Genomic DNA, 14,185 nt, shown 5'->3' with positions numbered 1-14,185 from the left:
TTGGAATGGATTCATATGCTAAGATGAAAGAATTGCCTATAACGAATATAACCCCAAAAGGATGGTTGAGACGTTATCTGGAGAATCAACGGGACGGGCTCACCGGCCATATTGACGAGGCAGTGGGATTGCCGTTCATTGCTCGGCCGTGGTCGTCCGCCGATAATGATCCATACTATAATAATTGGTGGATATATGAACAAACCGGCTACTGGGTTGACGGCATGACACGCTGCGGATATTTGCTAAGCGATAAATATCTCATCGATAAGGCTAAGAAAGATATTGAGTTTGTCCTTGAACATCCGGATGAGGACGGTTACCTTGGGCCACAGATACTAAAAGAAGGCGAAAAAGCCAACAGATGGCCGCATGCGGTGTTTTTCAGAGCGGTCATGGCGTATTACCAGGCTACGGGCGATAAGACGATACTTTCAAAACTGACCGAACATTATCTTTCAAAGACGCCTATACACTTAAATGGCCGATCAGTATGCAATATCGAAATAATCCTCTGGCTTTACGGTCAAACCGCCGATAAACGGCTCTTAGATTATGCACTGCAGGTTTTTGAAGGATATAATAGCATTTTACCCGAGGACTATATTAAATCTCAGGATAATCTGTCGGATGACGCTTTACCATATACCCCGGATTCTAAAGCTATCTTCGATACGTCGGTCGAGGGCCTTTTATCCGACAGAAGAGCCACCATACATGGTGTAACATTTAATGAAATAGCTAAGTTAGGAGCTATTATCTATATGTATACCGGCAATGAAAAATATCTGCAGGCATCAGTAAACGGATACAAGAAGATCGATAGGGATCAGATGCTGATAGACGGCGTATGCAGTTCCGCCGAACATCTTAGAGGCAAGGATCCGCTTGACAGCCACGAGACATGTGATATTGCGGATTACACATGGAGCTGTGGTTACCTGCTTATGGCTACCGGCAATGCCGAATACGCGGACAAAATAGAGCGAGCTTGCTTTAACGCGGCTCCGGGAGCTGTAACGAGTGACTTTAAAGCCCTTCAATACTTCTCATGTCCCAATCAGGTCATAGCGGATTATGCATCTAACCACAACTTTTACCATAAAGGAGAAGCGTGGATGTCTTACCGCCCGGACCCAAACCATGTTGAATGCTGCCCGGGAGAAGTCAACCGCATCATGCCGAATTATGCGGCCCGTATGTGGATGGATGACGGAAAAGGCGGGCTTATGGCGGCTCTGTATGGTCCCAGCAGCATTACCGCAAAGGTAGGGGCGCAATTGCAAGAGATTACGGTGATTGAAGAAACCGACTATCCATTTTCAGAACAGATAAATTTTAAAATACAGACGATACAGCCGACGGATTTTAAGCTTACGGTGAGAATACCGGCATGGTGCAAAGACGCAAAATTGCTGTTGAACGGCGCTGCGATGAATGTAAGGACAGAAGCCGGAACATTTGTCGATATAAAAAGGGTATTCCAAAACGGCGATGTTATAACGCTGAACCTGCCCATGGAACTCAAATTAAGCCATTGGCCCAAGGGCGGGATCGGAATAGAACGTGGGCCCCTGGTATATGCGCTAAAAATAGATGAAAAATGGGAAACGGATGATACAGAAGAAAAATGCAGCGAAGAATTTCCGGCATATGACCTTTATGCGGCGAGCAAATGGAACTATGCACTTGCGCTTGATGAAACGGACATTAACAGCAAAGTTGAGATTGTGCGTAAACCGATAAATGAACAGCCTTGGAGCATTGACTCAGCTCCTATAGAAATTCGGGTGCCTGCAAGGGAAGTAAAGGGCTGGGAGATGGAAAGAGAAAATAAAATCGTGTACGCCAAGCACGTGACCGAATGGATTAACGGAAAGGTAGAAACAGCCATAAAGCCTGCCAAAAAAAGAGGGGATTTTACATTTACATCTCAATTACCCGATGCCGACTTTATAAACAACAATTTGGGAGATATTGAGACAGTTACCCTTGTGCCATATGGCTGTACCAAAATGCGCATTGCCATATTCCCGCAATGCGATGCTGACATGTGATAAAGTAAGAAAGAGGTAAAATATAGTGGATTATGAGGTTGAAGACGGCGTTATTTACTGTGATAAGGGCATTGCCCAATCGCCGAGATGGTTTGCCGACAGCAGGTTGATATTCCGATTTGATGAATCTGGTATAACACAGGTGGATTACAGGAACCCGGCTCAGCGTTTTACAAGAGGTAGCAATACCGTATTGGTAAAAAGACTTCGCGATGTGCTGCGCTATTTCATAGAGGCTGATGGAGTGACTTATAAGCCAGAATACCTCAATAGTAAGATATGGCCTTTCGGGATTGAGTCGGAATGGACATGTGAAGGAGCGACTTTCAAGCATAGGGTTATGGCTGTGGCCGAAGCCGTTATAATACAACTTACTACACCTAGCGAGATGCCTGACGGCCTGAAATTCAAGATGGAATTCTGGGAAGCATCTGTTTTATGCGGTTCGGAGCGGAATGACTATAATTATTGGGGCCATGGGATGAGGAGAACGTGGGATGAATGGCGGTACGTTGACGAAGATAATGCGCTGTACGGAAGATTTACAGAGGTATCCGAAGAGGATTATCAAAGGCCGGGTTATACACCTGTCGCCAATAACCCTGAGCTTGCGGAAGATGATATTTATCAAACCGAGTTGAACATGTGCATGACGGCTGATTTTTCGATGGAGCATTCGGTGATAGCCGCTGCTCTGCCGCTTAATGCAAAGCATATTTTAAAGAGCGGCGTCCTTGAACCCGACAGCGTGTATAGCTTTATATTAGCCTTTGCACCTGATAAAATACATCTGAAAGAGAAAATCTTCGGGATGAGAGAAAATCTTGAGGATAAGATAACTCGTCAGTTTGACAGATATAATAAAGTGGCTCAAAACAGCCCTAAGCTCATAAGCCCGTATAAAGAGTTAAACGACTTCTTCATGCTGATACCCATGTACCATGAGTCCTTGAAGATCACGGATTATCCCGGCGCTATAAGGGCCAAGACAACCCATTACGGCGTATGGGGCTGGGATGGTATGACGGCCAGCTATGCCACGGCATATTGGGGTGATGTGGAGCATATAAAAAACATGCTTAGCTTTTATGAACGCACGGCGCATCCCGAGCTTGGCATAGGGCATGGCTTCAACAATGACATGACGGTAGCGAGCATAAGCGCAATACCGGCCCAGGGCATGTACATAACGCTGCTTCAGCTGTATTACGCTATAAGCGGCGATATGGAGGAAGTGAGGAAGAGATATCCGTTCGCAAAGAAGATCTTCCGTCTGATTTCCGGCAGAGAAGTGGCCGACACAGGATTTTGCGAAGGTACATCGCTCTATCCCGATTTTCCGGATCGCATAAAAGAAACCGGCCATGATATAAGCAGCTTTAATAATACTATCTTTTACTGCGGTGCCAGATCAATGAATTATCTGGCGGCACTGGTGGGCGACGACGTTATGCGCGAACAGGCCGAGGCCGTTTTTAAGAAGATGGAGGGCAATTTTATAAGGCTGTTCTATGATCCTGATAAAAAGTTCATAGTAACGTCGGTGGATTCCGAAACATTGGAAAAGAGATATTGTTATGATGTCGCGTCTGTAAAATGGGAAAATAACTATTGCGACGAGCTTATAGAGCCCATCATCGACGACACATTGGAATTCGTTGCAGAAAATGCAATATCGGAAGCGGGACTGAGAGAGATACCTCTTTGGGATGATGGATTTGACGGCGACGCCAATCAGATGCATTGCTGGTGGCCGGTCAATACGGAGTACTTTATAAAACTTGCCAATCTTACGAACAGGAATGATCTCATACAGAAATGGATCGGTTGGGTGAGCCGCTGGACGGAAAAACTGATGTGCCCGGAAGGGATATCCTATTATATAGAGACCGATGATCCGGATACTGATAGCTGGAATGCTTTGCCCGGCACATGGCATGGCTATTCCATGCGCGGTTGGTATCAGGCTGCGGTGCATGGCGTCGTCGGCGTGGAAGCGGATGCCGGCGGCCTTACGTTTTACCCATATGACGGAGCGGAAGTGACATTGAGGGGCCTTCACTATATGGGCAAAGCCTTTGATATAGAAATAAAAGGCAACGGAAGATATATAGAATGGATAGATGTTGATGGTATAAAAATAAAAGGCACCGATAAACTCCCTTCGGATCTATATGAAGGGAAAGATCATGTGGATATCAAAGTGTGGAGGACGTCCACAGAACCTCAGGATGCGTATATAAAATGTGCTCATGGTATAGAATTAACCGATTATCGCTTTGATAATGGTAAGATAAAAGCAAAGATATCGGGTGCTGGTACTTGCCGTATAAAAATAGCCGCACATAAAGAACCGCGTGTCATGGTGGACCAGCTTGCCGTACCATTGCGGTATGCGCAGGACACGAGAATCGCCACCGCGGAGATCAAGCTAAATCCCGCTATTGTGGAAGAATTGGAGATAATGCAATAGTTAATTTTATGGTACATAAAGTTGAATTATGAGCACTTGATATATTCGCTGATAGGTCTATTATATGTAGTAGAGGATAACAAAGGAGATTATGTCATGACTTCATATGAACGTATAAAAGCGGCTGTTTCGCATAAACGGCCGGACAGAGTGCCATGCGATTTCAGTGCCGAAAAAGATGTTATAGAGAATCTCAAGGCGTATTTTAGTATAGACGATATGGATGACTTATTGGACGTATTGGGGGTTGACAGGAGGCACGTCGCCCCCAGATACGTCGGCCCGCCGTTGAGAACGTTTGAAGATGGCAGCTACGAAACAGGTATTTTCGGCGGGCCGAGAAAGAAGGATATACCAGCGCCCGGGGGCGGTGTAATCGAAACCCCGGTATATTTTCCGTGGGGCGATATTGAAACCACGGATGATTTGAAGGACAGATATGGAACGATGGGTGATATGTCGTGGTGGGATTTTACGTCTATTCCTAACCAGATAGACGAGTTGGAAGACAGGGGGCAGTATTGGATAACAACTCACGGGGATCCTGCCGGTTTACAACATATTTGCCAGTGGGTTGGAGACGAAAAGTTCATGATGATCTTGGCGCTTGATGATGACCTGGCGATGGCGATGATAGAGAAGGCCAACGAGCATAGGTTGGAACATGCCATAAAAGCCCTTGAGGCCGGTGGCGGGAGGATTCATGAGCTTAATGGCGGCGGAGATTACGGCAATCAGAATAGCTTAATGATATCGAAGGGCATGTTCCGCAAATATTTCAAGCCGCTTTATGTGAAATTTTATAAAGAGATCAAAGATAACTTCGACGTAGAGATATTCTTTCATTCATGCGGATCGGTCGTGGAGCTTATACCCGAGCTTATTGAAGTGGGCGTTACCATACTTGACCCTGTTCAAGTGAGCGCAAGAGGTATGGAAATAGAGAAACTCAAGCGCGAATACGGCTCGAAATTGACATTTCACGGAGCTATCGACATACAGCAATTGTTACCCTATGCCTCGGAAGAGGAGCTCAGGCGAGAGGTGAGGAGAATAATATCCGTCTTGGGCGATGGCGGAGGCTATATATTGGCGCCAACGCATGCTATACAAGCCGATACTACCATCGCCAATATAATAGCGATGTACGAAGAGGCGCAAGGCAGGAAAATATCAATATAAATACGGTAAAAAGTAGGAAAGATGGATGTGAGATATGGAGAATAAAAGCTTGTTTAGGTATCACTCCGGCCTTGGTTTATATGCCGAACGCTTTGAGGACGGGATGCTCGTTTGCGTAGATTACGAAGATAACGGAATACCCAGGAAAGATAAAGATCAAAGGGTGCATCGTCCTGCCTTTAATCTTACGATCGACGGTGAGTCACTGTATTTCGGATGGGAATATCAGGGCTTTACACGTGAAATATCCGATCAAAACATCAGTAAGTCCGTTCTTGAGTTAAAGCATTCCGTAAAGCCGATCCGTTTAAGGATTCATACCGAATGTTTCGGCAACGGTTTCTTTAGGCGTTATATGGAAATAACAAATATATCTGAAAGTGAAAGCCTCGGCCTGACGTCTGTAATACCTATATGCGGAGAAATGTGGTACATGTCCGACAATTTGGTTGATAATCTAAAAGATGAAAGCGTACTGCCATATTCGGTAGGATATTTTAAGGACGTGGCATGGGGACAGGAAGGCAATTTCGCGTGGAGCGACATTCCGTCAAACACATCGATTTCTTTTGGTTCGGATAGGGGCAGGAGTGGGTGGAATAATCCATTTTTCATTTTAAGAAATAACATTTACGGCGGTTACTTTATTTGCAACTTGGCATGGTCGGCAAACTGGAAAGCGGTTGTTCATAATAACCGCTCGGTTCCATCTGCAGCAAGCCTCGTTTTTGAGATGTCGCCGGTAGCTCCGGCACCTATGAGGATTATAAGTCCCGGTGAAACCGTGAAAATCCCAGAAGTTCATTTCGGCATAGGCCATCAAGATCTCGATTCTCTGATACAAAACCAGCATAAATATTTGAGGGGAAATGTATTAAAGAAATCAAACGACGGCATACAACCGGTAATGTATAATCATTGGGGATATACGGAGGATGAAATAAGCGAAGAAAGTTTGAAACGAGAGGTAGACATAGCGGCGGAAATAGGAGCGGAGCTTTTTATCGTAGATGCGGGATGGTATGCGGATAAGGGTACAAGTTGGTGGAATAACACAGGTTACTGGTATGCCGGCGACAGGTTGCCTAACGATCTCTTCCCTGTATTCGAATATGCAAGGGAGAAAGGGCTTAAATGCGGGTTGTGGGTGGAAATAGAATCTGCCAGTAAGGACTCAAAGATAGCAACCGAACATCCAGATTGGTTTATAACAAGATACGGTAAAAGGCAAGAACGAATATTGGATCTTGCCAATCCTGAAGTAAAAGAATATATGGAAGAAGAGATAATCAGGCTAATCGAGAGATATGATTTGAACCTTTTCAGGCTGGATTATAACATGAATGCGGATGAAGGCGGGTTTAACCTTAAAAACGGGAAGATGGAGAATACGCTTTGGCGCCACGTGGAGAGCTTATATGAAATATTCGACAAGATGAGGACTAGATTTCCCAATGTCTTATTTGAAAATTGTTCAAGCGGCGGAGGACGTACCGATCTGGGTATGGTAAGCAGATTTACGACCACATGGATTTCCGATTGGATGCGGATGCCGAGGACGGTTAGGATACTTAACGGGATGAGTATGGTGTTGCCTCCGGAATATCTAAATAGAACGTTTGGTGTTATTATGGAAGGAAGTTATCGGGGCAATATTGAAACCCAGTTACATAATGTAATTATGGCTCATCCGACCATTTCAGGCATATCGCCTCAACTTAGCGAAGCCAATCCCGAGGGATTGGAATGCGTAAAAAAATATATAACGATATATAAAGATTTTATAAGGCCGCTGCAAGGCTCCGCTAAAGTATATCATCATACGCCTAACATAGCCGGAGCGGATGGTACGGGATGGTGCGCATTGGAGTATGCGTCGCCGGATGGCAAAAAGTGCGTCGCCGCTGTTTTCAGATTGATAAATTCGGACATTGATACATATACCTTGAAATACCGCGGCCTAAAAGAGGATAAAAGCTATAGGGTTACTGTTGAACCGGGTACTAAGACTTTCATTAAGGATGGATACAGTTTAATGCACGATGGGCTCAACATAAAGCTTGATAATGCGCTTACTTCCAATTTAACCCTTTTGGAAGCTATCGATTAAACCGAGTTATCCATGATAAGGTTAAACAAATTGCCGAGCAGGTTGAATAATGGAAAACTCGCAGTCCAAAAAGCAGTATGGTCAGTTAAGTTGCTATACTGCTTTTTTGTGTTTCCATTTCGAAAATGGTATAATTAAGAAGAAAAGAAAGGAACGGATGTAAAATATGTTGCATGGAGCGGAACAAACAATCAAAAAGACTTCACTGCCTCCCGAACTTATAAATGATATAACAGTTGATTTATCTTTAAAATATAATGTTGTCGTATCTATATTTCTGCAAAGTTTTGATCAATACAGACAATTTGTAGATGCACTGCCGTTTTTTATGAATGTTGAGAAAGAAGGCATAGAACTTTAAGGTATAAGTCAATTCATCAGGCAACATTATCAAACCGAATAGCGGAAATTGTCATAAGAAAGGATTCCGGAAAAGTAACTATGGGCAACCATGAAACCGTCATTTGTGGTGTTGGTTATAGAGTAATAGTTAAAATGTTGTATCAAAAGTATAAAAAGTATACATTTCATTAGCATCAAGTGCTTAATTTTATAGCATGTTATGTCAAATCTATATCATTTACCGTATTTCTTTAAAGTATTATAGTAATATCAAAAGGATAAAATCTGGAATGGGGGTATAGAAATGTTGACAAAATTAAAGAAATGGGGCGTGTATTTGTTAACACTGGCATTGGTGCTCACATCTCTTGGCACAGGTTTTGTTATTGGCCCGGGCATTACTTCAGCAAAAGCTGAAACTGGAGATATCCTGTATGAAGGGTTTGATACCAGGGCTATCGGGAACTTTCCTGCTGGTAACGGCTGGTGGGCAGGAGATTATTATGGCGCACATACCATAGCGGTAGAACAAGATGCTTACTTTGGCAGCAACAAAATGCTGAAGATAAGGAACAACGGATGGCATCCAGATAGGGAACATTATCCTTTACCGGCTACAGTTGGTATTGCAAAGACAGACCTGGATATAGCAAAAAGTTTCATAGTAGAGGAAAAGGTCTATATTACCGAAATAAGTAGCTCACCAAAAGACTTAATGACTATCGTATTGTTTATACCTAATGCTGCCGGTGGAACATCACAATATAGGGTTAATACAGTCAGATTCAATGGTGAAAATATCTTGGCATATAACGATAATACTTGGGAGCAATTGCAAACGTTTCAGATTAATACTCCTTATGATATCAAGGCTGTGTTACATGTCGATCAAGATCCTGAAACACAGGATACATATGATGTGTATATAAACGGCGCGAAAAAGGCGGAAGGCTTACATCTGCAGGGTGGAAAAAACATGACGGATGATATAGACAAAAAGATCAAGAGAATAGATTTTGTCACATTGGGCTTCGCGGAAGACGGAGAGGAAATGTATGCGGACGATTTCAGAGTCTATTATCTTCAGCTTGCGGAAATACGGCCGACGTTATCGCTGTCAAAGATAGGTGTTGGTGAAACTTCGGCGATAACCGTTACTGGAATAATGAATGATGGCGATAGTATCGTTAATGATTTTGATTCATTGAGTTTTGAAAGCGCGGATCCGGATATAGCGCAGGTATCCGGCGATGGCGTGATAACCGGCATATCGACAGGAGATACGGTTATAACTGTGACGGCAGTGTATGATGGTGTCACAAAGACGGCCACTGTGCCGATTACCGTGGATAAAAGCGAGGACGCTTCGTTAAAAAGCATTGAACTGGATGGGGTTGAGCTTGATGATTTCAATCCATCAATGACCGAATACAATGTTATTATGCCTGAAGGGGCGACATCGCCGCCGAATGTTACAGCAGAACCTAATTTTGCCGGTGCAACTGTGGCAATAACACAAGCACTATCAATTCCCGGCAAAGCTATTATTGATGTTACGGCGCAGGATGGCATAACAAAAAGGACTTATATTATAAACTTCAGAGAATGGGATTGGGGCAGGGACTTTTACATTTCGCCAAATGGAAACGATAACTGGAGTGGCACCATTGACCAACCGAACGCTGAAGGAACCGACGGGCCGTTTAAAACTATACAAGGGGCTAAAGAAGTTATTAGACAAAGAATTGCTTCCGGAATGACGAGCGATATAAACGTATTTTTACGACAGGGAGAATATTATATTGATTCGACTATTGAATTTGACGAAAACGATTCCGGAAAAGACGGTTATAAAATAACTTATAAGAACTATCCCGGCGAAAAACCAGTGCTGGTAGGTGGCCAGAGAATTATAAATTGGGAGCCTTATTCAGGGCATATATACAAAGCAAATGTGGGAACAGGCTGGGTGTTCGATAACCTGACCGAAGATGATGCAATGGCTATTGAAGCTCGTTATCCTAATACAGGATATAATATAGCGGCAAGGACAGTAAGCGAAGGCTCAAAATCACAAATCGGCTTTAATGATGGAGATATACCGCCTATTAGCAATCTTAAGGATTTAACTGTTTACATATGGCCAGGCGGAGGTATAGCGTGGTTTGCTAATGAATTGCCTGTTGCCTCTATAGATTATACAAATAAAATCATTACTTTGAACGGACAAGCTACATATGATACCGCTATGGGATCGAGATATTTTCTCAAAGGGGCATTGGAACTTCTTGATCAACCCGGAGAATTCTATCTTGATAAAACCAATGGAGTCCTTTATTATTGGCCCAAAGGTCTTGAAGCAGGAAAGCAGATTGACGATTTAAATATTGTTGCACCAAAGGTAAAAAGGATAATTCAGGTAAAAGGCAGTTCTGAAGTAGCCCCTGCTAATAATATACAATTCGAAGGTTTAACATTAAACACTACGAATGGCCCTGCAAATGAAGGGGCTATTTATATACAGAACGGGAAGAATATCAGTGTAAAAGATTGCAAGATATATTCTACTGGTGGTTCTGCTATCCAAATGAGGGGTTGGGCACAGGGCAATACCGTATACGGTAATAATATTCATGATATAGGTTTTAACGGCGTTGAAGCCAGCAGTGGAACCGCATTTTCCAGTAAATACATCAATAAGAGCAATCGTATAGAGAATAATCACATTTATAGTGTCGGTAGGCTGATAGGCCATGGTGTGGGTGTGCTTTTATACATGAGCGGTGATAATATAGTTGCCCATAATAAAATACATGATACCCCAAGGTTTGGAATACAGTTCGGAGGAGAATGGCCGGAGACATTGATCGGCAGGACTATAGACGGTATTGCCGTTACAAAAGACAATGTGTTCGATTTCGAACATACAAGGGACAACAAAGTAGAATATAATGATGTTTATAACTGTATGAATGATTCACAGGACGGAGGGCCAATTTACTCGATGGCTACCGGTGTCGGTAATGTAATAAATAATAATTATGTTCACGACAGCAGTATACCATTCTCTTTTGGCTTTGGGATATATGCAGATAGAAACTCAGATTATGTTACTATAAGCAATAACGTTGTCAGCGGTTTGCAAAAAACTGATGGTGGGACTACAAGATACGGCATCTTTGTAAATCCGGCAACCAATACAAAGGTTTTTAACAATATTATTGCCGACAATAATACTCCACAAGGCGCGATAGGAGTGGGTGTAAGCGGCTGGGGTGTTATCGGTGACTTTAATATCCAAAGGAATATAATCTATAACAGTGGAGATTACATTTATGGATTCGGGGGTTGGGACGAAACCAGAGGTAAATTCGCTGACTTTAATACATTCTTTAACAACAACGATGAATATAAAATCAGTGGAGCACCATTTGCGAGTGATTTGTTGAGTTGGAAAGCAAGCGGAAAATACGACCAGTATTCGCAAGCGAAGGATCCAATCTTTATCGATCCAGATAATCTGGATTATAGACTGAGATATGATTCTCCTGCTTATGCTTTAGGGTTCAAGGATATTGATTTTGATAGTATAGGATTATTGTCAGACTTCAAGTTTGCTGATCCCGCTGATCCATTGGATAAGGTATTTATCCAATCTGAGGATAACAAGCCTACGTTTAATCTAACGATTGGCCAATCGAAGGATCTGAATATAACAGGTAAGAGCCGAATGGGTTATTTTATGGATCTTTCAAATGCTGATATTAGTTACGAAAGCGATAATAATGAAGTTGCGACAGTGAATGCGGATGGCAAAATAACGGCTATAGGAGAAGGTATAGCCAAAATAACGGTGGCAGTAAGCAAAGATGGGGTAGCAAAGTCTGCTTTAGTTTACGTAATGGTTGAAGATTCTGTGGATAAGATTGAAACGATTGTCCCAACAACCGTCCTGGGAATAGGAGGAAGCCAAAAAATCTTGTCATATGGTATTTCAAAATATGGTCAGATTATGGATATAGGGCAATCTGTGAAATATTCAAGCAGCGACGCTAACATAGCAGAGGTGGCTGATGACGGTACGGTAACGGCAAAAGCGGTGGGGAATGCGACTATAACTTTAACTGCAAACGGTAAAAGCACCGATGTATCTTTTACAGTAGTGGACAAAAAGATTTCACAATTAAAGCTTGAAATGCCATCTAACAGAAATATAATACCACCTGGCGACGAGGTCGGTTTATTGGTAAGAGCTTTATATGACGACGGTACTGAGGCCGATTTGTCTGATGCAGAACTTACCTATACGAGCAGCGATGAATCTGTTATATCGATAATGGAAGTTTTAAATGAAGGCCATAATCAGATTTTGAGACTGAGAGCGAATGCAGAAGAAGGGACAGCTATCATAACGGTTGTTATTAACGGATTAGGCATGGGCAATAGTATAAAAGTTGTAGTGGGTGAAGATCAGGTTACAGAACCGTGGAGAACTACGGCCTTTGGACCGTTGACAGATGGTTATGCAAAAGAAACGCAGGATGGATATGTTATAGTTACGGACGGACGCAATGTATGGGGTACCGCTGATCAATGCTACTATTTGTATCGCAATGTTTTCGCACAAGAAGACAGTGAAATATCGGTCTCGGCTAAAATAGATAGTTTGCAGGCTGTTACTACGGATACATCGTCAGGTATAATGATACGGGAAACCAACGATGCAGATTCAAGAATGGTGCATTACAGGATTTTACCAGATGGAACACTTAGATTCGTATATAGATCAGAAAAAGGTGGGAATTGCGCATATAAAATGCCGGCTGCCACATTAAAGTTTCCTGCAGAATTGAAGCTCACTAAAAACGGTGATAAATTTACGGCTTATTATAAAGAAGGCGACGAGTGGAAGGAAGCAGGTAGTATAAATATTGATATTGGTAACACCGTTACAGCTGGTATAGCCGTATTTTCAGTTATTGATGGCAATTTCACTAGAAGCGAAATATCGGATCTGTCCGTAGAATATGTTTCCGGCGATTCGCAAGCACCTATAACTACAGCTAACATTTCGGGAGAACAAAGCAGCGGCTGGTATACATCCGATGTAACGGTTACACTTGCAGCGACAGACGATGTGTCCGGCATTGCAAGAACTGAATACAGTATGGACAGCGGCCAGACGTGGGAAACTTACAGCCAGCCCATTGTTCTGACAGGAGATGGGCAATACGTGATCATGCATCGCTCCGTCGACAAGGCCGGCAATGTCGAAGAGGCTAAGACTGTGGCTTTGGCTATAGACAAGACCGCTCCGGTATTCAACCTGACAGTCAACGGAACGCCGTTTGAAGACGGGTCGGTATTCGAGGATTATCAGCCTTTAAGCTTCGCCGTTGAGGCTGAGGATAATCTGTCCGGCATAGCAACATCATCTGTTGTTGTAGATGGTGAGCCGTATCAACCGGACACAAAAATGGATTTCGTGGGTAAGCTGGGACAGCATAGCATCAGCGCTGTCGTGGGGGATAAAGCGGGCAACATGTCTGAGGCAAACTATGCGTTTGAAATAACGACCAGCATTGATTCTATGCAGGGATTGCTGAACCGTTATAAAACGTCGGGGGATATAAAAAATCCGTTGTTTATGCAGCTTAGCAATGATCTAAAGCAAGCCGAGTTCTTTATGGACAAAGGAGAAGAGCAGCTTGGAGTGGATAATGAGGACGGGGACAAAGGCTTAGGAATCGGACGCAGGATAAAAGACTTGATAGAAAAGATACGGGATAAAGTCGAGCAGAAGCTTGCGGAAGCCAATCTGAAAATGGCTGTAAAGGGCATGGAGGATTTCAAGAATCATCTTAACAACAAAGCCATGAGCAGGTTCGTATCGGAGAATGCGAAGACGGCTCTCAATGCTGATGCCGATGCATTTATTGAGGCGTGGACGAAAGAATAACAATTTGTCGTATGTACTATGAAAATAGCTTATGTCAAGATGCTTATAAATATATGAGAGGA

The 14,185-nt window shown here is 43.1% G+C and carries 6 protein-coding genes; all 6 read left to right on the top strand.

What is annotated here, in order from left to right; all coding sequences use genetic code 11:
- The first annotated feature begins 5 nt into the window (after positions 1–5).
- The 6 genes from MAHAU_RS13325 (at position 6) to MAHAU_RS13300 (ending at position 14,123) form a co-directional block, all read left to right on the top strand.
- A complete protein-coding gene (locus tag MAHAU_RS13325) occupies positions 6–2,057 on the top strand; it encodes a beta-L-arabinofuranosidase domain-containing protein (protein WP_013782246.1) in 2,052 nt (683 codons plus the stop codon).
- Positions 2,058–2,082: 25 nt separating this feature from the next.
- On the top strand, positions 2,083–4,530 hold the full coding sequence (locus MAHAU_RS13320; RefSeq protein ID WP_013782245.1) for a glucosidase family protein: 2,448 nt from the start codon (positions 2,083–2,085) through the stop codon (positions 4,528–4,530).
- A gap of 96 nt (positions 4,531–4,626) precedes the next feature.
- Positions 4,627–5,712, top strand: coding sequence for a uroporphyrinogen decarboxylase family protein (locus MAHAU_RS13315; protein ID WP_013782244.1), 1,086 nt, complete (start codon positions 4,627–4,629; stop codon positions 5,710–5,712).
- Between the two features lie 34 nt (positions 5,713–5,746).
- On the top strand, positions 5,747–7,822 hold the full coding sequence (locus MAHAU_RS13310) for an alpha-galactosidase (RefSeq protein WP_013782243.1): 2,076 nt from the start codon (positions 5,747–5,749) through the stop codon (positions 7,820–7,822).
- A gap of 166 nt (positions 7,823–7,988) precedes the next feature.
- Positions 7,989–8,183, top strand: a complete 195-nt coding sequence (locus MAHAU_RS13305) for a hypothetical protein (RefSeq protein ID WP_013782241.1) — start codon at positions 7,989–7,991, stop codon at positions 8,181–8,183.
- A gap of 285 nt (positions 8,184–8,468) precedes the next feature.
- Positions 8,469–14,123 (top strand): OmpL47-type beta-barrel domain-containing protein, encoded by a 5,655-nt coding sequence (locus tag MAHAU_RS13300; RefSeq protein WP_013782240.1) that lies wholly within the window; start codon positions 8,469–8,471, stop codon positions 14,121–14,123.
- The last annotated feature ends 62 nt before the right edge of the window (positions 14,124–14,185 follow it).

It is taken from the genome of Mahella australiensis 50-1 BON (assembly GCF_000213255.1).
Classification (GTDB): domain Bacteria; phylum Bacillota; class Clostridia; order Mahellales; family Mahellaceae; genus Mahella; species Mahella australiensis.
The sequence above is the reverse complement of the archived record's forward strand: the minus strand, read 5'-3'. Positions and strand labels throughout refer to the sequence as shown.

What these genes read in the sequence shown, in the direction of transcription:
- MAHAU_RS13300 (WP_013782240.1), top strand. Translation starts at nt 8,469, where the DNA reads ATGTTGACAAAATTAAAGAAATGGGGCGTGTATTTGTTAACACTGGCA.
- MAHAU_RS13310 (WP_013782243.1), top strand. Translation starts at nt 5,747, where the DNA reads ATGGAGAATAAAAGCTTGTTTAGGTATCACTCCGGCCTTGGTTTATAT.
- MAHAU_RS13325 (WP_013782246.1), top strand. Translation starts at nt 6, where the DNA reads ATGGATTCATATGCTAAGATGAAAGAATTGCCTATAACGAATATAACC.
- MAHAU_RS13315 (WP_013782244.1), top strand. Translation starts at nt 4,627, where the DNA reads ATGACTTCATATGAACGTATAAAAGCGGCTGTTTCGCATAAACGGCCG.
- MAHAU_RS13305 (WP_013782241.1), top strand. Translation starts at nt 7,989, where the DNA reads ATGTTGCATGGAGCGGAACAAACAATCAAAAAGACTTCACTGCCTCCC.